This window comes from Streptomyces lacrimifluminis (assembly GCF_014646095.1).
Classification (GTDB): domain Bacteria; phylum Actinomycetota; class Actinomycetes; order Streptomycetales; family Streptomycetaceae; genus Streptomyces; species Streptomyces lacrimifluminis.
On sequence record NZ_BMMU01000049.1, the window covers coordinates 12,586 to 34,713 of the forward strand.

The 22,128-nt window shown below is 70.6% G+C and carries 19 protein-coding genes; 10 read left to right on the plus strand and 9 right to left on the minus strand.

Annotation, left to right across the window (positions count from 1 at the left end; translation table 11 throughout):
• Positions 1-17: 17 nt before the first annotated feature.
• A complete protein-coding gene (locus tag IEY89_RS37480; RefSeq protein ID WP_189152008.1) occupies positions 18-1,802 on the minus strand; it encodes a phosphatidylglycerol lysyltransferase domain-containing protein in 1,785 nt (594 codons plus the stop codon).
• 64 nt (positions 1,803-1,866) lie between these two features.
• Entirely contained in the window at positions 1,867-2,991 is a 1,125-nt protein-coding gene (gene cobT, locus IEY89_RS37485) for a nicotinate-nucleotide--dimethylbenzimidazole phosphoribosyltransferase (RefSeq protein WP_189152009.1), read from the minus strand.
• Between the two features lie 171 nt (positions 2,992-3,162).
• On the opposite strand from cobT, the gene IEY89_RS37490 reads away from it, so the two are divergent.
• On the plus strand, positions 3,163-4,134 hold the full coding sequence (locus IEY89_RS37490) for a class I SAM-dependent methyltransferase (RefSeq protein ID WP_189152010.1): 972 nt from the start codon (positions 3,163-3,165) through the stop codon (positions 4,132-4,134).
• 9 nt (positions 4,135-4,143) lie between these two features.
• On the opposite strand, the gene IEY89_RS37495 is transcribed toward IEY89_RS37490, so the two are convergent.
• Entirely contained in the window at positions 4,144-5,343 is a 1,200-nt protein-coding gene (locus tag IEY89_RS37495; protein ID WP_189152011.1) for a bifunctional adenosylcobinamide kinase/adenosylcobinamide-phosphate guanylyltransferase, read from the minus strand.
• A 115-nt stretch (positions 5,344-5,458) separates the two neighbouring features.
• Here IEY89_RS37495 and IEY89_RS37500 point away from each other — a divergent pair, with 115 nt between their 5' ends.
• On the plus strand, positions 5,459-5,674 hold the full coding sequence (locus tag IEY89_RS37500; RefSeq protein ID WP_189152012.1) for a hypothetical protein: 216 nt from the start codon (positions 5,459-5,461) through the stop codon (positions 5,672-5,674).
• A 114-nt stretch (positions 5,675-5,788) separates the two neighbouring features.
• On the opposite strand, the gene IEY89_RS37505 is transcribed toward IEY89_RS37500, so the two are convergent.
• Both IEY89_RS37505 and IEY89_RS37510 read right to left on the minus strand, forming a co-directional pair.
• Positions 5,789-6,493, minus strand: a complete 705-nt coding sequence (locus IEY89_RS37505; RefSeq protein ID WP_189152025.1) for a class I SAM-dependent methyltransferase — start codon at positions 6,491-6,493, stop codon at positions 5,789-5,791.
• A gap of 83 nt (positions 6,494-6,576) precedes the next feature.
• The gene (locus tag IEY89_RS37510) at positions 6,577-7,203 is read right to left on the minus strand and encodes a DUF3043 domain-containing protein (protein ID WP_189152013.1); all 627 of its coding nucleotides are present in this window, start codon (positions 7,201-7,203) and stop codon (positions 6,577-6,579) included.
• A gap of 225 nt (positions 7,204-7,428) precedes the next feature.
• Here IEY89_RS37510 and IEY89_RS37515 point away from each other — a divergent pair, with 225 nt between their 5' ends.
• From IEY89_RS37515 to IEY89_RS37535, 5 genes are all read left to right on the plus strand, one after another.
• On the plus strand, positions 7,429-8,229 hold the full coding sequence (locus tag IEY89_RS37515; protein WP_189152026.1) for a PspA/IM30 family protein: 801 nt from the start codon (positions 7,429-7,431) through the stop codon (positions 8,227-8,229).
• A 60-nt stretch (positions 8,230-8,289) separates the two neighbouring features.
• Positions 8,290-8,568 (plus strand): PspA-associated protein PspAA, encoded by a 279-nt coding sequence (gene pspAA / locus IEY89_RS37520; RefSeq protein ID WP_189152014.1) that lies wholly within the window; start codon positions 8,290-8,292, stop codon positions 8,566-8,568.
• Positions 8,569-8,679: 111 nt separating this feature from the next.
• Complete coding sequence (locus IEY89_RS37525) at positions 8,680-9,930, plus strand: sensor histidine kinase (protein ID WP_189152027.1); 1,251 nt, start codon at positions 8,680-8,682, stop codon at positions 9,928-9,930.
• Between the two features lie 71 nt (positions 9,931-10,001).
• Positions 10,002-10,685 (plus strand): response regulator, encoded by a 684-nt coding sequence (locus IEY89_RS37530; RefSeq protein ID WP_189152015.1) that lies wholly within the window; start codon positions 10,002-10,004, stop codon positions 10,683-10,685.
• A 192-nt stretch (positions 10,686-10,877) separates the two neighbouring features.
• A complete protein-coding gene (locus IEY89_RS37535) occupies positions 10,878-14,015 on the plus strand; it encodes an efflux RND transporter permease subunit (protein ID WP_189152016.1) in 3,138 nt (1,045 codons plus the stop codon).
• A gap of 130 nt (positions 14,016-14,145) precedes the next feature.
• Here IEY89_RS37535 and nadA read toward each other — a convergent pair whose 3' ends face one another.
• Positions 14,146-15,330 (minus strand): quinolinate synthase NadA, encoded by a 1,185-nt coding sequence (gene nadA, locus IEY89_RS37540; RefSeq protein WP_189152017.1) that lies wholly within the window; start codon positions 15,328-15,330, stop codon positions 14,146-14,148.
• 281 nt (positions 15,331-15,611) lie between these two features.
• On the opposite strand from nadA, the gene IEY89_RS37545 reads away from it, so the two are divergent.
• Entirely contained in the window at positions 15,612-15,968 is a 357-nt protein-coding gene (locus IEY89_RS37545; protein ID WP_006380335.1) for an iron-sulfur cluster assembly accessory protein, read from the plus strand.
• A 101-nt stretch (positions 15,969-16,069) separates the two neighbouring features.
• Here IEY89_RS37545 and IEY89_RS37550 read toward each other — a convergent pair whose 3' ends face one another.
• A complete protein-coding gene (locus IEY89_RS37550) occupies positions 16,070-17,656 on the minus strand; it encodes a hypothetical protein (protein ID WP_189152018.1) in 1,587 nt (528 codons plus the stop codon).
• A 184-nt stretch (positions 17,657-17,840) separates the two neighbouring features.
• Positions 17,841-18,086 (minus strand): hypothetical protein, encoded by a 246-nt coding sequence (locus tag IEY89_RS37555; protein WP_189152019.1) that lies wholly within the window; start codon positions 18,084-18,086, stop codon positions 17,841-17,843.
• Between the two features lie 135 nt (positions 18,087-18,221).
• On the opposite strand from IEY89_RS37555, the gene IEY89_RS37560 reads away from it, so the two are divergent.
• Complete coding sequence (locus tag IEY89_RS37560) at positions 18,222-19,196, plus strand: carbohydrate kinase family protein (RefSeq protein WP_189152020.1); 975 nt, start codon at positions 18,222-18,224, stop codon at positions 19,194-19,196.
• A 65-nt stretch (positions 19,197-19,261) separates the two neighbouring features.
• Here the strand turns inward: IEY89_RS37560 and IEY89_RS37565 are convergent, their stop codons facing one another.
• Complete coding sequence (locus tag IEY89_RS37565; RefSeq protein ID WP_189152021.1) at positions 19,262-20,638, minus strand: cysteine desulfurase/sulfurtransferase TusA family protein; 1,377 nt, start codon at positions 20,636-20,638, stop codon at positions 19,262-19,264.
• A 343-nt stretch (positions 20,639-20,981) separates the two neighbouring features.
• Here IEY89_RS37565 and ctaC point away from each other — a divergent pair, with 343 nt between their 5' ends.
• Complete coding sequence (ctaC, locus tag IEY89_RS37570) at positions 20,982-21,974, plus strand: aa3-type cytochrome oxidase subunit II (protein WP_189152022.1); 993 nt, start codon at positions 20,982-20,984, stop codon at positions 21,972-21,974.
• The last annotated feature ends 154 nt before the right edge of the window (positions 21,975-22,128 follow it).

Below are 22,128 nucleotides of genomic sequence, written 5' to 3' on the forward strand. Positions count from 1 at the left end.
CGTGCCCGTCCACGTGCTCATCTCTTCGACTCCAGGTGCCTGCGGTGCAGCCACTTCGGCAGTCCCGGCGCCTCCAAAAAGCCCTCGGCGCGCGCCGCGGCGATGCCGATGCGCGGCAGGTCCGCGCTCTTCTCGAAGAGCAGGAACCGGGGCTCCCAGATGGGCCGGTACTTCGCGTTGGCGCGGTACAGCGACTCGATCTGCCACCAGCGGGAGAAGAAGCCGAGCAGCGAGCGCCACAGCCTCAGCACCGGCCCCGCGCCGATGCGCCCGCCACGTTCGAAGACGGAACGGAACATCGCGAAGTTGAGTGAGACCTGAGTGATCCCGATCTCCTGGGCGCGCTGGAGGAGTTCGATCACCATGAACTCCATCAGCCCGTTGTCGGAGTCACGGTCGCGCCGCATGAGGTCGAGCGACAGGCCGTTCGGCCCCCAGGGCACGAAGGAGAGCACTGCTCTCAGCTCCCCGGCACCTTCCCCCGCGCTGCCGTCCGCACATTCGAGCATCACGCACTGCCCGTCGGCCGGATCGCCGAGCCGCCCGAGCGCCATGCTGAACCCGCGCTCGGTGGCGCCGTCCCGCCAGTCGTCGGCGCGCTGGAGGAGGGACGTCATCTCGGCTGCCGGGATGTCGGCGTGGCGCCGGACGCGCACGGTGTACCCGGCCCGCTTGACCCGGTTGCAGGCCTGCCGGACGGTCCGCATGGCCCGCCCCTCCAACGTGAACTCCGCCGTCTCGACGATGGCCTCGTCGCCGAGTTCGAGGGCGTCCAGGCCGTGCCGCGCGTACACCGTGCCTGCCTCCTCGCTCGCCCCCATCACCGCCGGGATCCAGCCGTGGGCGCGGGCCTCGGCCAGCCACGGTTCGATGGCGCCGGGCCAGGCCTCCGGATCGCCGATCGGGTCACCGGCGGCCAGGGAGACCCCGCCCAGGGCGCGGTAGGTGACGGCGGCCTTGCCGGTGGGGGACCAGACGACGCTCTTCTCGCGCCGCAGGGCGAAGTAGCCGAGGGAGTCGCGGTCGCCGTGCCGGTCGAGGAGGGCGCGCAGCCGGGCCTCGTCGTCCTCGGTGAGCGGGTCGACGGCACGACGGGAGCGGAAGGCGGCGTAGAGGACGGCGAGGATCAGCACCGTACTGATGACGTTGATGGTGACGTCGACCCAGTTCGGCGTGGAGATCCCGGCGAAGCCCGTGTCGTCGGCGGCGACGGAGACCAGCCGCATCGTGCCGTAGTTCCAGCGCTCCAGGAACGTCGAACGGTGGCTGTCGTGCGCCTGGTTGGCGACGGTGACCAGGAGCGCGGCGAGGAGCGAGGAGACGAGCAGGCCGCCGACCGCGACGGCGGCGGCGAGCCGCGGATTGGCCCGGTCGCCCTTGGCGTAGAACTCGCGCCGCCCGACGACGAGCGCCGCGACGAAGGCGGCCGTGAGGGCGAGCGAGATCCAGTTCTGCGCGTGCTCCCGGATCTCCGCGAAGAACATGGCGAACGCGAACAGCAGCAGGAACAGCGTGCCGATCACGATGTTCAGGATCCAGGCGGCCCGTTTGCGGCGCCGCATGGTGATCGCGAGGAACATCGTGAACACACCGGAGGCGAAGCCGGCGGTCAGCAGGTACGGCGTGAAGAAGTTCTCCTCGTTGTGCCGCCGCACGTCGTTCCCGAAGGAGACCCATACCGCGCTGAGGAGATTGACGAAGGTGACGACCCGCAGATACCAGACGGCGAACGCGGCGGCCCGCCGTGAGGCGGTGGTGCTGGCACTTCGCTGAACATTCGGAGTGAGCCGGGCATCTCCCATGGAAAGTGATCATATGGGGCATGTTGTGCCGTGTGCCCCATATGCCCTCCATGCCCTCCGGTGGTCAGAGAGCCCCTGGTTCCTCCGGCTCCTCCGGCTCTTTCGCGTCCTCCGCCTTGGGGGCCTTGGACACCTCCGGCACCTCCGGAGCTGCCGGAAGCTCCGCCGCCAGTGCCGCCGCGGCCTGGACCAGAGGGAGGGCCAGCAGCGCCCCGGCCCCCTCGCCCACGGTCACCCCGTGGTCGAGCAGCGGCTCCAGCGCCATCCGGTCCAGGGCCTTCGCCTGGGCCGGCTCCCCGCTGTTGTGCCCGGCGAGCCACCAGTCCGGCGCCCGGAAGGCGATCCGCTGCCCGACCAGCGCACAGGCGGCCGACACCACGCCGTCCAGGATCACCGGCATCTTGCGCACCGCGCTCTGCAGCAGGAACCCGGTCATCGCGGCGAGGTCGGCGCCGCCCACCGTCGCCAGCAGCTGCAACTGGTCCCCGAGCACCGGCCGGGCACGCCGCAGCGAGTCACGGATCGCGGCACACTTGCGCATCCAGGCCAGGTCGTCGATCGGCAGCCCGCCCCGCCCCGTGACGACGGAAGCGTCCGTCCCGCACAACGCGGCCACCAGCACCGACGCGACCGTGGTGCCGCCCACACTCACATCGCCGAGCACCACCAGATCCGTACCGGAGTCGGCCTCCTCGTCGGCCACGGCGACCCCCGCCAGGAAGGCCGCCTCCGCCTCCTCAAGGGTCAGCGCGTCCTCGACGTCGATCCGCCCGCTGCCGCGCCGCGCCCGGTGCCCCGCGACCTCGGCGGGCAGCGCGTCCGGCTCGCAGTCCAGCGCCATGTCGACGACACGCACGGACACGCCGAGCCGCCGCGCCAGCACGGCGACGGGGCTGGAGCCGTCCAGCACGGCCCGCACGGACTGCTCGGCGCTGCCGGCGGGGCGCGCCGACACCCCCAGCCCGGCGATCCCGTGATCTCCCGCGAACAGCACGACACGCGGCCGTTCCACCGCCCGTACCGGCACGGAGGACTGCGCCGCCGCCAGCCACTCACCCAGGTCGTCGAGGCGCCCGAGCGACCCGGGAGGCACGATCCGGCGCTCCCGCCGCGCCTCCGCGTCGCGGCGCACACCGCCGTCCGGGCGCTCGATCAGATCGGTGAAGTCGTCGAGATTAAGCGAGCTCATTCGCCGAACAGTACCGGCAGCGATCGAACAGGGCGCCGTCACGTTGGAGCCATGTCATTGCACCCGGGACCGCGATCCCCTACGTAACGTTTTGGGACGTAATGTCGCACCGCGCCTCGGTGCACCGCACCAGTGCACCGCTTCGGTGCACCGCTTCAGCAGGAGCCGCCCATGTCCCCCGCCCCCAAGGCGACCGCCCCGCAGGAGACCGGGGCCGACGGGTTCCACGAACCGCGCCGCGAGGACTGCCCCTGGTGCGGTTCCAGGCGGTTGCGCACCCGCCTGCGCACGCCGGACCTCCGGCAGCGTGGGCCGGGCACGTTCGTCGTCGACGAGTGCCGCGACTGCGCCCACGCCTTCCAGAACCCCCGCCTCACCGCGGAGGGCCTCGCCCTCCACCACCAGGACCTGCCCGAGGCCCCCCACCCGGTCTCGCCCCGCCGCCACCGCGCGGCGGCCCGGGCGATGCTCCCCTTCCCGGAGCCGGAGAGCTGGCTCGACGTGGGGACGGGCGAAGGCGCCTTCCCGGCGGCGGCGAAACGCTGTTTCCCGTACACGGCCTTCGACGGCGTGGACACCACCCGCCGCGTCCAGAAGGCCCGCGCCTCCGGCCACATCGAGGAGGCCCACCGAGGCCGTCTCACGGACGAGGAGATCGTCAACCGACTGCACGCCCGCTACGACGTCGTCAGCATGTTCCATCACCTGGAACACACCCCGGACCCCCGCGAGGAACTCCGCGCCGCCCTCAGGGTCCTGCGCCCCGGCGGCCACCTCCTCATCGAAGTCCCGGACCCGCACTGCGCGTTCGGCACCCTGCTGGGCAGGTGGTGGCCCTGGTACGCCCAGCCCCGCCACCTCCACCTCATTCCGTCGGCCAACCTGGTGGCGGAACTGGAGTCCCAGCACTGCACGATCATCACGACGGACCACCGGGCACCCCACATCCCCTACGACCTGACCGGCGCCCTCTCACTGGCGGTCACCCGAGCCCTCCCGGCCCGCCGCACACCTCTGCTCCGGGCGGCCGTCCCCTTCCTGGCGCTGACCACAGCCCTGGACCACGCCCTGGCCCCACTGCTCCGCAGAACCCGCTTCGCGAACACCTACCGGATCATCGCCCGCCGCGATCCCACAGGCTGAAGGCAACGCTCACCCCCGCAGCACAACCGCCTGCCCCGCCACAACCAACAGCACATGCTCGCACTCGGCCCCGAACGCCGCGTTCAGCCGCCCCAGCTCGTCCCGGTACCGCCGCCCGGAGGCCGTGGCGGGCACGATCCCCGACCCCACCTCGTTCGAAACGGCGACAACGGTCCGCCGCGTCGCCCGGACCGCCGCCGTCAACTCCCGTACCCGCCGCCGCAACTCCCGCTCCCCGCCCCCCGCCCACTCCGCGTCGTCCCACGCCCCCACCTGGTCCATCGCGTCCGTCAGCCACAGCGAGAGACAGTCGATGAGCAGCGGCGCCCCCTCGTCCTTCAGCAGCGGTACGAGGTCACAGGTCTCGGCGGTACGCCACGACCCCGGCCGCCGCTCCCGATGGGCGTGCACCCGCGCCGCCCACTCCCCGTCCCCGTGACGCGCCCCGCCCGTGGCCACGTACAGCACGTCAGGGAACGCCTCCAGCCGCCGCTCCGCCTCCACCGACTTCCCGGACCGCGCCCCACCCAGCACCAGCGTCCGCCGGGGCACGTCCGGTACGTCCTCGTAGACCCCGACTGTCAACGTCGTACCGTCCGCCACCGCCCGCGCGCCCGCCGCCGCGAGCCTGCGCCGCAGCTCGGCACCCGGCGGCACGTCGTGGTCCAGATGAACGGCGACGACATCCGTGGCCGGCCCGAGCGCGCCCACCGCCCGCAGCCGGGCCAGGGCGTCCGGCCGCCCGACGACATCCGCGAGGACCATGTCGTACGCGGGACCGCTCCCGTCGAGTCCGGCCGGCGCCGCGCCCGGCGGCAGGTACAGCAGGCGTTGCCCGTCGGGACCGGTCACCGCGTACCCCGTACCCGGTGAGTCCATCGGGACCGCGCGCACCCGGTGCCCGGTCAGCAGCGCCAACTCCCGCCCGTCCGGCACCCGTCCGGGTTGCGGGAGTCCCGCCGGCACCTCGACGGCGGGCCCGTCGTGCGGATGCGACAGCAGCACCTGCCGTACGCCGCCCAGCGAGTGCCCGGCGCGCGCCGCCGCCAGTACGGCGCCGGGGGTGAGGTCGAGCAGCAGCGTGCCGTCCACGAGCAGCGCGGTGGCCGCCCGCGCGTTCACACCGAGCGCGCCGGTACAGGCCGCGCACACACAGTCGGGGCGGGGGAGACCCGCGGGAGCACCGGTACCGAGCAGAGTGAGTTCCACGAACCTGATTTTCGCGTGTCCCCGCAGGTCTTGCCCGCCCGGCTAGGCTTTCGGACGAGGAGCCGGATCAAGGTCCGGCTCCTCGTCTGCAGCGGTTCATATCTTGGAGGCGTACATGGCGGCATGGACGTGGCGGTTCGAGAAGACCGACGGGGCGGAGGTCCAGCCCGCGGTGGAGCCCGAGGAGTTCACGACGCAGGGGGACGCCGAGTCCTGGATCGGTGAGTACTGGAAGGACCTTCTCGCAGGCGGCGCGGACCAGGTACGGCTGTTCGAGGACACCACCCAGATCTACGGCCCGATGAGCCTGAAGGACGCCCAGGAGGCGTAGCCGGACAGAAAACCTGCCCCGCGCCCCTGAAGGGGCGCGGGGCAGGTTTTCAGGGGTGCGGGGAACTGCGCGACAAGCCCCCGCCGACCCGCGGCCGATGAACTGCCTGTCCCGTCAGCCTCGGACGCCGCACAGGTGCAACAACGCAGCCACCTGCCGATAGGGATCGGTCCGCCCGGCCCGTTCCTCCACGGTCAGGAGGGCGTCCACCTCGGCCTGAGCAACCTCGGCGGAGTCGTCCGCCGTGTCGGTGAACACCCGCACCCCGTACCACGCGTGCAGCGGCGCCCCGATGCCGGCGAGCGTGTCGGTGAGGGCGGAGAGCCGGTCCGCGCGTACTTCGAGGCCGAGCCGGTTGACGTACGAGTCGGTGTCGAACGCGCCCAGTGCCCCCGCCCAGTCCCCGGCGAGCCCCGGCCGCATGGCCAGCGCGTCGCCGTTGCGCACCAGCAGGGACAGCAGCCCGCCCGGCGCCAGCATCCGGGCAAGACCCGCCAGCAGGGCGTCCGGCAGTTCGACGTACATCAGTACGCCATGGCAGAGCACGACATCGAAGCTGCCCGGCAGAAAGTGCACCCCGGTGTCGCGGCCGTCGCTCTCAAGGAGCCGGACACGATCACGGATGCCCTCCGGCTCGGCGGCGAGCGCCTCACGGGCCGCGCCGAGCATCCTCGGGTCCTTCTCGACACCGGTGACCTGATGGCCGGCCCGGGCCAGCCGCAGCGCCTGCGTGCCCTGACCCATACCGACGTCGAGCACCCGCAGCCGCTGCCCGACCGGGAACCGCCCGGCTATCTGCTCGTCGAGCTGCCGGGCCACCAGTTCCTGTCGCACGACATTCCGCAGCCCGCCCAGCCTGTCCAGCCAGGCATCCGCCGCGCCCCCGGAGAACGACGTAGTGCTCAGGGCCGCTCTCCGCGCTTGACCTGGGGCTTCGGCAGCCGGAGGCGACGCATCTGGAGGGAACGCATCAGCGCGTAGGCGACCGCGCCCTTCGTCCGCTCGTTCGGATGGCGCGCGGCCAGCTGCTTCTTCAGCCGGATCGCGATGAAGACCGAGTCGACGATGATCAGCACGATCACGAAGAGCCACAGCAGCAGCGCGATGCTCTGCAGCGCGCCGACCCGCACCATGCTCAGTACGAGGATGACCACGGCCATCGGCAGGAAGAACTCGGCGACACAGAAGCGCGAGTCCACGAAATCGCGCGCGAAACGGCGCACCGGGCCCTTGTCGCGGGCGGGGAGATAACGCTCGTCCCCGCTGGCGAGCGCCTGGCGCTGGCGTTCCATCGCGGCACGACGCTCGTCACGCTGTCGTTTGGCCCCCTCCTTGCGCGTCTTGGGAGTACTGGCCACGCTGCGGCGCTGGGACTGGGCCACACTCCGCTTGGGAGTGGGCCTGCCCTTCGGGGCCTGCGGGTCACGGGTCTGCTTGGAGTCGGTCACCGGCGCCTTGTCGGCGGGGGCCTTCTCTTCCTTGGCACGGCTACGGAACACAAAACCCAAGGGTACGGGGTATCGGGGCATGGACCCCAGCCGAGTGGGGAACGATCCGGCAACACCGGTCGTCTTCAGGAGGACAGACCGTAGGGGGTCACCTACTCCCTACGCCGGAGTGGGACAGATCGCAGTCGTCCTTGGGGATGAGCGCATCGGGCCCGGAACAGTGCGGTAATGGAGGCAGGGCCCGTACTGTTGGTCCTGTTGCAGGTGCTGGAGCTGGAGTCCGTCAGAAGGGGGCGCGCGAAGCCCATGAGCGGTGTCATGAAGCGTATGGGGATGATCTTCCGCGCGAAGGCGAACAAGGCCCTTGACCGGGCCGAGGACCCGCGCGAAACCCTCGATTACTCGTACCAGAAACAGCTGGAGCTGCTCCAGAAGGTGCGCCGCGGAGTCGCCGACGTGGCGACCAGCCGCAAGCGACTGGAGCTGCAGCTCGCCCAGCTGAACAAGCAGTCCTCCACGCTGGAGGACCAGGGCCGCAAGGCACTCGCGCTGGGCCGCGAGGACCTGGCCCGCGAGGCGCTCTCGCGCCGAGCCGCCCTCCAGCAGCAGGTGACGGACCTGGAGACACAGCACCAGACCCTCCAGGGCGAGGAGGAGAAGCTCACCCTCGCGGCGCAGCGCCTCCAGGCCAAGGTCGACGCCTTCCGCACCAAGAAGGAGACGATCAAGGCGACGTACACCGCCGCCCAGGCCCAGACCCGGATCGGCGAGGCGTTCACCGGCATCTCCGAGGAGATGGGCGACGTGGGCCTGGCGATACAGCGGGCCGAGGACAAGACGGCACAGCTCCAGGCACGCGCCGGTGCGATCGACGAGCTGCTCGCCTCGGGCGCCCTCGACGACCCCACGGGCATGGCGAAGGACGACATCCAGGCCGAGCTGGACCGGCTCTCCGGTGGTACGGATGTGGAGCTGGAGCTGCAGCGCATGAAGGCGGAGCTGGCCGGAGGTTCGGCGGCGGGACAGCAGGCCATCGAGGGCGGCGGCCAGCAGCAGTCCCAGTCCCAGCAGCAGCCGAAGGACACTCCGCGCTTCGACAAGCAGTAACCCACAGCGGGGACCCACAGCAGTAACCCACAGCAGTAGGCCACGCCTGAGGAGGGCGACATGATCGTACGGATCATGGGGGAGGGCCAGGTGAGGCTGGCGGACAGCCACCTCACCGAACTGAACAAGCTGGACGACGTGCTCCTGGCGGAAATGGAGCTCGGCGACGGCCCCGGCTTCCGCAGCACCCTCCAGTCGCTCCTGGCCAAGGTCCGCGAACTCGGCGACCCCTTGCCGGACGACTCCCTGGAGCCCTCGGAACTGATCCTCCCGTCGCCGGACGCGACCCTGGAGGAGGTCCGGGAGATGTTGAGCGACGACGGCTTGATCCCGGGGTGAGGTTCCCCATCTCAGCCCGTCCGGCGCTTGAGGACAAGGCCCGTTCAGGGCCGTAGCAGGGGTCTGGGGGTGCAACCCCCAGCAACGCCCAGGTGAGCTACCTTGACAAACGTGACCCCGCTCCAGCGAGCCCGACGCCACCTGAGAGCGCACCCCCTCGCGCTGGACGTGGCCCTCGCCGCAGCCGTCCTCCTCTGCATGCTGGCCGCCTCGTTCGTCGACCCGCACGGGCAGGACGGCGGCGGCTGGACGGCCCGTACCCCCGACGGCCTCAGCCTGGTCCTCATGGTCCTCGGCGCCGCAGCGCTCGTCCTTCGCCGACGCGCTCCCATGAAGGTGCTCGCGTTCACCGGCGTCGCCTCCGTCGTCGAGTCGGTCACCGCCGACCCCCGTACCCCCGTCGCGATGTCCGCGGTGATCGCCCTCTACACCGTCGCGTCGACCACCGACCGCCCCACCACCTGGCGCGTCGGCCTCCTCACGATGACCGTCCTCACCGGTTCCGCGATGCTGGCCGGCTCCCTGCCCTGGTACGCGCAGGAAAACCTCGGCATCTTCGCCTGGACCGGCATGGCCGCGACCGCCGGAGACGCCGTACGCAGCCGCCGCGGCTTCATCGACGCCATGAGAGAGCGCGCCGAGCGAGCGGAACGCACCCGCGAGGAGGAGGCCCGCCGACGCGTGGCCGAGGAGCGGCTGCGCATCGCCCGTGACCTGCACGACGTCGTCGCCCACCACATCGCCCTCGTCAATGTCCAGGCCGGAGTCGCCGCGCACATCATGGACAAGCGCCCCGACCAGGCCAAGGAAGCCCTCGCCCACGTACGGGAGGCCAGCCGCTCGGCGCTGAACGAGCTGCGCGCGACCGTCGGACTGCTGCGCCAGTCCGGGGACCCGGAGGCACCCACCGAGCCCGCCCCCGGTCTGCACCGGCTCGACGAGCTGGTCGGCACCTTCCACAGCGCCGGACTCCAGGTCGAGGTGGCCCGCGCCGACCAGGACACCACCCTCCCCGCGGCCATCGACCTGGCCGCCTACCGGGTGATCCAGGAGGCCCTGACGAACGTACAGAAGCACGCGGGAGCCGAGGCGAAGGCCGAGGTCAGCGTCGTACGGGTGGGGCCGAACATCGAGATCACCGTGCTGGACAACGGGCCGGGGCGCGGCGTCGGCCAAGGCGGCCCGGAGGAGGGCGGCGGGCACGGGCTGCTCGGGATGCGGGAGCGCGTCACCGCGGTCGGCGGCGGCTGCACCGCCGGTCCCCGGTACGGAGGCGGCTTCCGGGTGCATGCGATCCTGCCGGTGCAGAGCAGGCCGCGCCCCGCGGACGGCGCGGGCACCCCCGTACAGAGAACCGCCTGACGGACGACCTCCACTCCACAGACAACCGCTCTCGCCGATGCGCCGACGCGCCGATTCCACGAGGACCGCCCATGACGATCCGTGTCCTGCTCGCCGACGACCAGGCGCTGCTGCGCAGCGCGTTCCGTGTGCTCGTGGACTCGGAGGCCGACATGGAGGTGGTCGGGGAGGCGTCCGACGGGGCGGAGGCGGTGCGGCTGGCCCGGGAGCAGCGCGCCGACGTCGTCCTGATGGACATCCGGATGCCGGGCACCGACGGACTGGCCGCGACCCGGCTGATCAGCGCGGATCCGGGGCTCGCGCATGTGCGGGTGGTGATGCTGACGACGTTCGAGGTCGACGAGTACGTGGTGCAGTCGCTGCGCGCGGGCGCGTCCGGGTTCCTCGGTAAAGGGGCCGAGCCCGATGAGCTGCTGAACGCCATCCGGGTCGCCGCCGGGGGCGAGGCGCTGCTGTCGCCGGCCGCGACCAAGGGGCTGATCGCCCAGTTCCTCGCGCAGGGCGACGTGCTGGACGACGGCCGGGACCCCGCGCGTGCCGAGCGGCTGGACGCGCTGACCGGGCGGGAGCGCGAGGTGCTGGTGCAGGTCGCCGGCGGGCACTCGAACGACGAGATAGCGGAGCGGCTGGAGGTGAGCCCGTTGACGGTGAAGACGCACGTCAACCGGGCCATGGCCAAGCTGGGCGCCCGGGACAGGGCGCAACTCGTCGTCATCGCCTACGAGTCGGGACTGGTACGTCCAAGGGTGGAGTGAGCTGCGCGAGGCGTACTGCGGCCGGAGTAGGGACCGGGTAGGGAAACGGGACCTGGGGTCTAGGGAACAGGGGTGTTCGATGGCCCAGGGTGTAGGAGCGGGCGCTCATTTGTGTGACACGCACATGCAGATGTGTAGGTGTCACACATGCGTCCTTCCTCCGCTCAGGCCACAGAAGAGAGACGCTCACCCATGTCCTGGCTGTCCAGGTTCAGCCTCGCGCAACGGGCCCTCATCGGGCTGATGTCGATCGTCGCGATCGTCTTCGGGGCGATAGCGATACCGCAGCTCAAGCAACAGCTGCTGCCCACCATCGAGCTCCCGGTGGTGTCCGTCCTGGCGCCGTACCAGGGTGCGTCCCCCGACGTGGTCGAGAAGCAGGTCGTCGAGCCCATCGAGGACAACCTCGAAGGCGTCGACGGCATCACCGGTGTCACCTCCACCGCCAGCGAGGGCAACGCCCTGATCACGGCGTCCTTCGACTACGGCAACGACACCAAGCAGCTGGTCGCCGATGTCCAGCAGGCCGTCAACCGGGCGCGGGTGCTGCTCCCGGACGCCGTGGACCCGCAGGTCGTCGCCGGTTCGACGGACGACATCCCGACAGTCGTCCTCGCCGTCACCTCCGGCGAGGACCAGCAGGCCCTCGCCGACCTGCTCGACCGCACGGTGGTCCCCGACCTGCGGGCCATCGACGGCGTCGGCCAGGTCACGGTCGACGGCGTACGGGACGTCCAGGTCACCGTCACCCCGGACGACAGGAAGCTGACGGCGGCGGGCCTCGACTCCGCCGCTCTCGCCCAGGCACTGCAGGCGGGCGGTGCGACCGTCCCGGCGGGCTCCTTCGACGAGGCCGGCAACAACCGCACGGTCCAGGTCGGCGGCGGCTTCACCTCGGTGGAGCAGATCGAGGACCTGATGGTCACGGGCGCGCCCGGTTCTCGGACCGAGCCGGTACGCCTCGCCGACGTGGCGGCCGTCAGGCAGGAGTCGGCGAAGGCGGACTCGATCACGCGTACGGACGGCAAGCCGAGTCTCGCGGTCAGCGTCACGATGGACAACGACGGCAGCGCGGTGGCGATCTCTGACGCGGTCGAGGACAAGCTCGCCGACATGCGGGGGGACCTGGGGACAGGCGCCACGATCACGGTGGTCAGCGACCAGGGACCGGCGGTGGCGAAGTCCATCAAGGGCCTGACGACGGAGGGCGGCCTCGGTCTGCTCTTCGCGGTGATCGTCATCCTGGTCTTCCTGGCGTCGATCCGCTCGACCCTCGTCACGGCGGTCTCGATCCCGCTGTCGGTCGTCCTGGCCCTGATCGTCCTGTGGACCAGGGACCTGTCGCTGAACATGCTGACGCTGGGCGCGCTGACGATCGCGATCGGCCGGGTCGTCGACGACTCGATCGTCGTCCTGGAGAACATCAAGCGCCATCTCGGCTACGGCGAGGAGCGCCAGGAAACGATCCTCAAGGCGGTCAGGGAAGTCGCGGGAGCGGTGACGTCCTCGACGCTCACGACGGTCGCCGTGTTCCTGCCGATCGGCCTGGTCGGCGGCATGGTCGGCCAGCTGTTCGGCTCGTTCAGCCTGACGGTGACGGCGGCCCTGCTGGCGTCGCTCCTGGTCTCCCTCACCGTGGTCCCGGTCCTCTCGTACTGGTTCCTGCGCGCCCCGAAGGACACCCCGGAGGACGCGGACGAGGCCCGCAGGCTGGCGGAGGAGAAGGAGGCGAGGAGCAGGCTCCAGCGCGTGTACGTCCCTGTCCTGCGCTTCGCGACCCGGCGCCGTCTGACCAGCGTGGCGATCGCGGCGGTGGTCCTCATCGGCACGTTCGGCATGGCACCGCTCCTGAAGACGAACTTCTTCGACCAGGGCGAGCAGGAAGTCCTCACCGTCAAGCAGCAGTTGAAGCCGGGCACGAGCCTGGCGGCCACGGACGTCCAGGCGAAGAAGGTCGAGCAGTGGCTCGCGGACGTCAAGGGCGTCAAGGACTACCAGGTGACGATCGGCTCGTCCGGCTTCCTGGCGGCCTTCGGCGGCGGCACGGACACCAACCAGGCCTCCTACCAGGTCATGCTGGAGGACTCGGCGTCGGCCGACGACGTCCAGGACAGGATCGAGGAGGGGCTGGGGAGGCTCTCCGGCATCGGTACGACCACGATCGCGGCCGGTGACGGCTTCGGCAGCCAGGACCTGAGCGTGGTCGTGAAGGCGGCCGACGCGGACGTCCTGCGCGAGGCGGCGGACGAGGTCCGCGACACGGTGGCGGACTTGGACGACGTCACCGATGTGACGAGCAACCTGGCGCAGAGCGTGCCGCGCATCTCGGTCAGGGCCAACTCCCAGGCGGCGGCGGCCGGCTTCAACCAGCAGACGCTGGGCGCGGCGGTCGCCGAGGCGGTCAAGGGCACGACGGCGGCCAAGGCGACCCTGGACGACACCGAGCGTGACGTCGTCATCAGGTCGGCGAAGCCGGCCGAGACGCTGGACGAGCTGAAGGCGCTGCGGCTGGGCGCGTCGAAGCTGGGCGACATCGCGGACGTACGCCTGGTCGACGGCCCGGTGTCGATGACCCGGATCGACGGCCAGCGGGCCGCGACGATCACCGCTCGCCCGACCGGCGACAACACGGGCGCCGTCAGCGCGGAGCTCACCTCGAAGCTGGACGCTCTCAAGCTCCCCGCGGGCGCGACGGCGGAGATCGGCGGGGTGTCGTCGGACCAGGACGACGCGTTCAAGAACCTGGCGCTGGCGATGCTGGCGGCGATCGCGATCGTCTTCATGCTCCTGGTCGCCACGTTCCGTTCCCTGGTCCAGCCGCTGATCCTCCTGGTGTCGATCCCGTTCGCGGCAACGGGCGCGATCGGCCTGCTGGTCGCCACGGGCACCCCGATGGGCGTCCCGGCGATGATCGGCATGCTGATGCTGATCGGCATCGTGGTGACGAACGCGATCGTCCTGATCGACCTGATCAACCAGTACCGAGGCCAGGGCTACGGGGTGGTCGAAGCGGTGATCGAAGGCGGCCGTCACCGCCTCCGCCCGATCCTGATGACGGCCCTGGCGACCATCTTCGCCCTCCTCCCGATGGCGCTGGGCGTCACGGGCGAGGGCGGCTTCATCGCCCAGCCGCTGGCGGTGGTCGTCATCGGCGGCCTGATCACGTCAACGGCCCTGACCCTGCTGCTGGTTCCGACGCTGTACGCGATGGTGGAACTGCGGAAGGAACGACGGGCGGCGAAGAAGGCCGCGAAGCGGGAGCAGAAGGGCGGGTTCGCCGGCGGAGAGGCGCCGGCCGACTCGGACGCGCCGGAACCCGCGGGGGTCTAGCCGGCAGCGGCGGGTACGTGGGGCGGCGGGGGCGGATCTTCTCGCCCCCGCCGCCCTTACCTGTCCCGTCCTCGGGGGCGTCGCTGCCCCCGAACCCCCGCTACTCCAACGCCGGAGGGACTGACACCGCCTACGGCAGCGCCAGCATCCGCTCCAGCGCCAGCTTCGCGAACGCCTCCGTCTCCCGGTCCACCGAGATCTGGTTCACCAGCTTGCCCGCCGCCAGGGACTCCAGGGTCCAGACCAGGTGAGGGAGGTCGATGCGGTTCATCGTCGAGCAGAAGCAGACCGTCTTGTCGAGGAAGACGATCTCCTTGTCCTCGGGCGCGAAACGGTTCGCCAGGCGGCGTACCAGGTTCAGTTCCGTGCCGATGGCCCACTTGGAGCCGGCCGGGGCCGCCTCCAGTGCCTTGATGATGTACTCGGTCGAGCCGACGTAGTCCGCCGCCTCCACCACCTCGTGCTTGCACTCGGGGTGGACCAGGACGTTCACGCCGGGGATCCGCTCCCGGACGTCCTTCACCGAGTCCAGGCTGAAGCGGCCGTGCACCGAGCAGTGGCCGCGCCACAGGATCATCTTGGCGTTGCGCAGCTGCTCCGCCGTCAGCCCGCCGTTCGGCTTGTGCGGGTTGTAGAGGACGCAGTCGTCGAGCGACATGCCCATGTCCCGTACCGCCGTGTTGCGGCCCAGGTGCTGGTCCGGCAGGAACAGGACCTTCTCGCCCTGCTCGAAGGCCCACTCAAGGGCGCGTTCGGCATTGGACGACGTGCAGATCGTGCCGCCGTGCTTGCCCGTGAACGCCTTGATGTCCGCCGAGGAGTTCATGTAGGAGACCGGCACGACCTCCTCGGCCACCCCGGCCTCCGTCAGGACGTCCCAGCACTCGGCCACCTGTTCGGCCGTCGCCATGTCCGCCATCGAGCAGCCGGCGGCCAGGTCGGGCAGGACCACCTTCTGTTCGTCGCCGGTCAGGATGTCCGCCGACTCCGCCATGAAGTGCACACCGCAGAACACGATGTACTCGGCCTCCGGACGCGCCGCCGCGTCCCGGGCCAGCTTGAAGGAGTCGCCCGTGACGTCCGCGAACTGGATGACCTCGTCGCGCTGGTAGTGATGGCCGAGGACGAAGACCTTGTCGCCGAGCTTCTCCTTGGCCGCACGCGCACGTGCCACCAGGTCCGGGTCGGAGGGGGAGGGCAGGTCGCCGGGGCACTCCACACCACGCTCGCTCCGCGGGTCGGCCTCGCGGCCGAGGAGCAGCAGGGCGAGGGGTGTCGGCTGTACGTCGAGGTCCTGGGTCTGGGCGGTGGTCACGACACGCACCCTTTCTGTTCTGCCGTTCAAGCCTTTTCGTCTAATTGACGCTATCTATCGTAACCCCTTCACGTCACTTTGACGAGGTTCATAGCGTCGATGTGACATGAATCCCGGAGCCCGGCTGGAGCCCGTCCCCCAGGTCGCTGTTGGCGTTTCCGCGCGTGTGCGAGCATGGAGAGGAGAACGGAAAGAAACAGACTCTCGGCCCGGAATGAATCCGCGGCCCCGCCGGTTGCACTCGTCGGCAGAAGTCTCCGTACAACCCGGGAGAGATGTAGATGTCCGTATCGGACGAGACCAGCACCGTCACCGACGGCATCATCCTGTCCGACGCCGCCGCGGCGAAGGTCAAGGCCCTGCTCGACCAGGAAGGCCGTGAGGACCTCGCCCTGCGTGTCGCGGTCCAGCCCGGCGGTTGCTCGGGTCTGCGCTACCAGCTGTTCTTCGACGAGCGTTCCCTCGACGGTGACGTTCTCAAGGACTTCGACGGCGTCAAGGTCGTCACCGACCGTATGAGCGCTCCCTACCTCGGCGGCGCCTCCATCGACTTCGTCGACACCATCGAGAAGCAGGGCTTCACGATCGACAACCCGAACGCGACGGGCTCCTGCGCCTGCGGTGACTCCTTCAGCTAGGCCCGTAGGGCCATAAGGCTGGTACGCGTGAAGGCGGCGCCCCCTCCGACGGGGGCGCCGCCTTCACGCGTAACGGGGAGCCGAGCAGCGGCCCGGGCGGATTACCTGTCGGCGAAGTCGCCCTCGGGAATCGCCTTTCCGTCCGTGCCCAGGACCTTCCGGTCACCCAGCGGCTCGTCCAGCCGCACGGTCTCGTACGCGGCCTTGGCGATCATGATGCAGACCTTGCCCTTCTCGGACTTCGAGGTCACCGTCACCGTCACCTCGCCGTCCTCCTCCTTCGCCGACGCCGAGTAGTCGCTGCACACTCCGGCCCAGAAGCCCACGGTCAGCTCCCTGCCGTCGGCGGAGACCGTGTAGCCCTCGATCGTCGCGCCGTCGCCCGGCGCTGTCGGCGTGGCCGTCGGGGACGGCTCCGTGCTCGGCGTGGCCCCGGCCAGATAGCGGGGGTCGACCGCCGGATACGTCACCGTGAAGCCCTCGGCGGCGCCCTGCGCCCGTACCTCGAACAGCCACGACGGCACCAGCGCCGGCCGCCCCGACACGGAGTGCGAGGCCAGCCCGAACACCGCCTTGCCGACGGTCAGCGTCTCCTTCTGCCCCGTCGTCGTGGTACCGCACGGCGCCTCCAGGCGGTCCTTCAGCGGTACGGCGCTGGCGCAGCCCCCGATGCCCATCCGGTGCTCGGGAGTCACCGCCGCCCCCGGCTCGTTGAGCAGGGCCAGCGTCGCCCTGGCGCCGAGCACCGGGTACGTGTCGCTCTTCACCGGTGTCGACAACTGGCCGCTGCCGCCCACCACTTCGCCCTGTGCGCTGACCTGGAGACCGGTCGTCCAGCCGTAGGTGGGCAGCCCGCCGATCACCGGATCGGCGTTCACCACCCGCTGGGTGCCCATGATGCCGCTCGCGTCCAGCTTCGCGTCGTCCTGGCCGACCGCCTTCAGGATCGGTGCCGCGGCCTTCTTCGCCACCGCCTCGCTCACCGGATCGACGGTCGCCCCCTCGGCGGAGGGCTTCTGCGGGCACACGGTCGTGCTCTTGCAGTTGTCGGAGCCCCCGGCGAGGTACCGGCTGAAGGACCAGGTCCCCGGCGCCTGCTTGTTCACCCGCAGGAACGGACCCGTCCCGTCCTTCGCCGTGCCGACCAGCCAGCTGTCGGCCTCCGTCACCGGCTTCCCCCCGACGCCCAGCGCCTTGGCCAGCCGGGTCACCTCGGCGGCCGTGATCGCTGCCTCGCCGTCCTTCGCCGTCGAGTACACCGGCGCCGACGCGGGCCCGGCGGGCAACGGGCCGTCCGCCCGGTAGGTCACACCGTTCGGGTCGGGCTCACCGGGCGCGATGCCGCTCGTATCGCCCGTGCCCCCCGTGTCACCCGATCCGCCCTCGGCGTAGCCGTCGAGGGCCAGAGGCGGGGGAGTGGTGCCGTCGCCGCCCGGCGCGGCCGTGTCCGTACGGTCGTCGTCGCCCGAGCCGCCCGTCAGGCCGGTGGAGAGGTACGCCCCGCCACCCCCGACGAGCAGGACCGCGGCGGCGACCGAGGCGACGAGCACCGGGGACCGGCGCCGGGACGGGCGCTCCGCGCCGCTCTCCTCCGGCGAGGCCTCGGTGGTGCCCTCCGCTTCGGCCTCGGTGACGGCCTTGGCGTCGGCATTGGCATCGTCGTCGTGATCGGGTCGCTCGGTGTTCACCGCATCGCTCCTTCGGCTCCCAGCTGTCCCGGCTGTCCCGACCGACCGGCCCTGTCACCGACAGGCACCGATGGGTCGTACACCGCGTCCTCTTTACGGGGGACAGCGATGGGACGCAGCGGGGGAGCGCACGGTTCCCCTCGAGCGCTGGTCGACGGGGTGCCGCCGGTCGCGGGCCGTCCTGCTAGTCGCCGTACTCGGACATCGCGTCCACGAGCCGCGCCGAGGCGGGCGGGACGGTCACGCCATGGATACGGGACGGCGAGACGGGCAGAGCGGTGATCCGCTCGGGGGCCGCCCAGTGCGGCGTCATCCGGGCGCAGTCACCGCGCAGGGAGGCCAGATCCCCGTCGAGATCCTGCGGGGCGGCACCCGGTCCCGAGTGCACCTGCTGGACCTGGAGGGCCTGGTGAACCTTGAAGTTCGTCATATCGGAACCGTATGCACCGGATACCCGGCCAAGAAAGATCTACTATCGGGTAGTTTTGCCGCTACAGCGAGCGCGGGCCGACCGGGTAGCGTGAACTGTCAATCCCCCCTCCCCTCGCAGGAGAGTGTCCCCGTCGTGCGTATCGCAGTCACCGGCTCCATCGCCACCGACCACCTCATGACCTTCCCCGGCCGTTTCGCCGACCAGTTCGTAGCGGACCAGCTGCACACGGTCTCGCTGTCCTTCCTGGTCGACAACCTCGACGTGCGCCGGGGTGGCGTGGGCGCGAACATCGCCTTCGGCATGGGTCAGCTCGGCACCAGGCCGGTCCTGGTCGGTGCCGCCGGCGCCGACTTCGACGAGTACCGCGCCTGGCTGGACCGCCACGGGGTGGACACCAACTCGGTGCGGATCTCCGAGACGCTGCACACCGCGCGTTTCGTGTGCACCACCGACGCCGACCACAACCAGATCGGCTCCTTCTACACCGGGGCCATGAGCGAGGCCCGGCTGATCGAGCTGAAGACCGTCGCCGACCGCGTCGGCGGCCTCGACCTGGTCTCGATCGGCGCGGACGACCCGGAGGCGATGCTCCGCCACACCGAGGAGTGCCGCACGCGGTCCATCCCGTTCGCCGCCGACTTCTCCCAGCAGATCGCCCGCATGGGCGGCGACGACATCAAGGTCCTGCTGGAGGGCGCCGCGTACCTCTTCTCGAACGAGTACGAGAAGGGCCTCATCGAGTCGAAGACCGGCTGGTCCGACGCCGAGATCCTCGCCAAGGTCGGCACCCGGGTGACCACCCTCGGCGCCCGTGGCGTACGCATCGAGCGTGCCGGCGAGGAGCCGATCGAGGTCGGCTGCCCGGACGAGGAGGCCAGGGTCGAGCCCACGGGCGTCGGCGACGCCTTCCGCGCGGGCTTCCTCTCCGGCCTGGCCTGGGGCGTCTCCCTGGAGCGGGCCGCACAGGTCGGCTGCATGCTGGCGACTCTCGTCATCGAGACGGTGGGTACGCAGGAGTACCAGCTGCGGCGGGCCCACTTCATGGAGCGGTTCCGCAAGGCGTACGGGGATGACGCCGCGGTAGAGGTTCAGGGGCATCTGGGCTGATTTCTTCGTCTGCGGGTGTGCGGGGGCTGGTCGCGCAGTTCCCCGCGCCCCCACAGGCAGGTGGGTCAGCTCAACCGGCGGATGAGATATGCCGTTCCGTTCTCCGCCGCTTCCTCGCCCACGTACTCCTGGCCCCTCATCTCGCACCACGCCGGGATGTCCAGGCGGGCCGCCTCGTCGTCCGAAAGGACGCGGACCGTGGCGCCCACCTGGACATCGCCGATGACCTTCGCCAGCTCGATCACCGGGATCGGGCACCGCTTGCCGAGCGCGTTCACGACGAGCGCGTCCCGCTCCCGGACCGTCACCGGAACGGGCGCGCCCAGCTTCTCCCGTACGACCGCCACTGCGCCCGGCAGGACGGACAGAAACCGTTCGACCTCCTCGGCCGGGGTCCCGGCCGGCAACGACACCCGCACGTTTCCCTCGCTCAGCACCCCCATCGCCCTGAGCACATGGCTCGGCGTCAACGTGCTGCTCGTACAGGACGACCCGGAGGAGACGGAGAAACCGGCGCGGTCCAGCTCGTGCAGCAGTGTCTCCCCGTCGACATAGAGACAGGAGAAGGTGACGACACCGGGCAACCGCCGGACCGGATCGCCGACCACCTCCACGTCCGCCACCAGTTGCGGCACCCGCGCCCGGATCCGCTCCGTCAGCTCCCGCAGCCGTACCGCCTCCTGGGCCGCCTCGGCCCGTACCGCGCGCAACGAGGCCGCCGCCGCGACGATCGCCGGAAGGTTCTCGAACCCGGCCGCCCGCCCCGACTCCCGCTCGTCCACGGGCCCCTGCGCCGCGAACCGCACCCCCTTGCGCACGGCAAGCAGTCCGACCCCGGAAGGTCCACCCCATTTGTGTGCGCTCGCGGTCAACAGCGACCAGGGCCCCGCGACCGCCGCCCACCCCAACGTCTGGGCAGCGTCCACCAGCAACGGCACCCCGGCCGCCCGGCACACCTCGGCCACCGCCGCCACCGGCTGCTCGGTCCCCACCTCGTGGTTGGCCGACTGGAGACACGCCAGCGCCGTGTCGGGCCGTACGGCGGTCTCGTACGCCTCGACGGCCACGGCGCCCGTGCGGTCCACCGCGACCGTCGTCACCGCACCGCCCGCCGTCTCCCAGTCCTCCGCCGAATGGAGCACCGACGAGTGTTCGACCGCCGACACGATCAGGTGGCGTCCGACGCGGCGCCGGCCCGCGAGGGCACCCGCCATACCGGTGTGCACGGCCCGCGTACCGGACGAAGTGAAGGTCAGCTCGTCAGGACGGCACCCCACCGCCTCGGCAGCGGCCTCCCGAGCGGCGTCCAGCAACATCCGGGCCCGCCGTCCCTCCCTGTACAGACGTGCGGGATCGGCCCACCCCTCATCGAGCGAGGCCAGCAGAGCCTGCCGGGCAACGGGATGGAGGGGAGCGGAGGAGGCGGCATCGAAGTAGGACACAACCCCACGCTAAGTCCTCAACAAGGGGTGCGAGGTCCCACCTATGAGGGGCGCGGGGCTGTGACATCAGCGGCTCCGCGCGGGGCGCGACAAGCCACACGCGACCCGCACCCGCCGAACCAACAGAAACCCCCCACCCCATCAGGCGCCCGACCCCCCGTCAGACCCCTTCGGGGTGACCCCCGGCGCGTTGGGGACCCTCCCCGCGCGACCCCAAATTGCGTCCAGTAGGGTTTGGTCCGCATAAACATCCAAACCCCTGCCCGACGCAGGGCGGCGACCGACCACCGAGAAGGCAGGCCGCAGCCAATCCGCGCGGGCGAGACTCTCGGGAAGGCGCTACGTGAGTCCCAACGGCTCCGACCTCCCCCACGCCCTGGGGGGCGCGGGCGGTACCCCCACGCCGCGGCGCCCGTTGCGGCGGAAGCTGCTGCAGGCATTGACTGCGGGCCTGGTCCTGGCGACCGCGACCGGTTGCACATACAAGGACTTCCCCCGCCTTGGTATGCCCACCCCGACCACGGAAGAGGCTCCGCGGATCCTCTCCCTGTGGCAGGGATCCTGGGCAGCCGCGCTCGCCACCGGCGTGCTGGTCTGGGGCCTGATCCTGTGGAGCGCCATGTTCCACCGGCGCAGCCGCACCAAGGTCGAAGTACCTCCGCAGACCCGGTACAACATGCCCATCGAGGCGCTGTACACCGTGGTTCCGCTGATCATCGTCTCGGTGCTCTTCTACTTCACGGCACGTGACGAGTCGAAGCTCCTCGACACCTCCAAGAAGCCCGACCTCACGGTCAACGTCGTGGGCTTCCAGTGGAGCTGGGGCTTCAACTACATCGAGAACGTCGAGGGTTCCACCGGAAACGCGGACACCGACGAGAACCTGGCCGCCATTCCGGACCGGTTCAAGAAGGACTTCCCGGCCAACGCCGGCGGCGTCTACGACGTCGGCACGCCCGGTACGCGGAACCCGCAGACCGGCAACCCCGGCCCGACCCTCTGGCTCCCCAAGGGCAAGACGGTCCGCTTCGTCCTCACCTCGCGTGACGTCATCCACTCCTTCTGGGTGGTGCCGTTCCTGATGAAGCAGGACGTCATCCCGGGCCACACCAACGCCTTCCAGGTGACCCCCAACAAGGAGGGCACCTTCCTGGGCAAGTGCGCGGAGCTTTGCGGTGTCGACCACTCCCGGATGCTGTTCAACGTGAAGGTCGTCTCCCCCGAGCGCTACGAGCAGCACCTCAAGGACCTCGCGAAGAAGGGGCAGACCGGTTACATTCCCGCCGGCATCGCGCAGACGAGCCACGAGAAGAACCGGGAGACGACAAACCTGTGAGCATCCTCAACGAACCCCAGGGTGCCGCCGCAGCTGAGGACTCGTACGAGAACGAGCTGCCGGTACGGCGCAAGCAGCCCGGCAACGTGGTCATCAAGTGGCTGACGACCACTGACCACAAGACGATCGGCACGCTGTATCTGGTGACGTCGTT

Excerpts from the sequence above, each read along its gene's own strand:
- IEY89_RS37480 (WP_189152008.1), bottom strand. The coding sequence starts at position 1,802 with ATGGGAGATGCCCGGCTCACTCCGAATGTTCAGCGAAGTGCCAGCACC.
- cobT (WP_189152009.1), bottom strand. The coding sequence starts at position 2,991 with ATGAGCTCGCTTAATCTCGACGACTTCACCGATCTGATCGAGCGCCCG.
- IEY89_RS37490 (WP_189152010.1), top strand. The coding sequence starts at position 3,163 with ATGTCCCCCGCCCCCAAGGCGACCGCCCCGCAGGAGACCGGGGCCGAC.
- IEY89_RS37500 (WP_189152012.1), top strand. The coding sequence starts at position 5,459 with ATGGCGGCATGGACGTGGCGGTTCGAGAAGACCGACGGGGCGGAGGTC.
- IEY89_RS37510 (WP_189152013.1), bottom strand. The coding sequence starts at position 7,203 with ATGCCCCGATACCCCGTACCCTTGGGTTTTGTGTTCCGTAGCCGTGCC.
- IEY89_RS37515 (WP_189152026.1), top strand. The coding sequence starts at position 7,429 with ATGAGCGGTGTCATGAAGCGTATGGGGATGATCTTCCGCGCGAAGGCG.
- pspAA (WP_189152014.1), top strand. The coding sequence starts at position 8,290 with ATGATCGTACGGATCATGGGGGAGGGCCAGGTGAGGCTGGCGGACAGC.
- IEY89_RS37530 (WP_189152015.1), top strand. The coding sequence starts at position 10,002 with ATGACGATCCGTGTCCTGCTCGCCGACGACCAGGCGCTGCTGCGCAGC.
- IEY89_RS37535 (WP_189152016.1), top strand. The coding sequence starts at position 10,878 with ATGTCCTGGCTGTCCAGGTTCAGCCTCGCGCAACGGGCCCTCATCGGG.
- IEY89_RS37545 (WP_006380335.1), top strand. The coding sequence starts at position 15,612 with ATGTCCGTATCGGACGAGACCAGCACCGTCACCGACGGCATCATCCTG.
- IEY89_RS37555 (WP_189152019.1), bottom strand. The coding sequence starts at position 18,086 with ATGACGAACTTCAAGGTTCACCAGGCCCTCCAGGTCCAGCAGGTGCAC.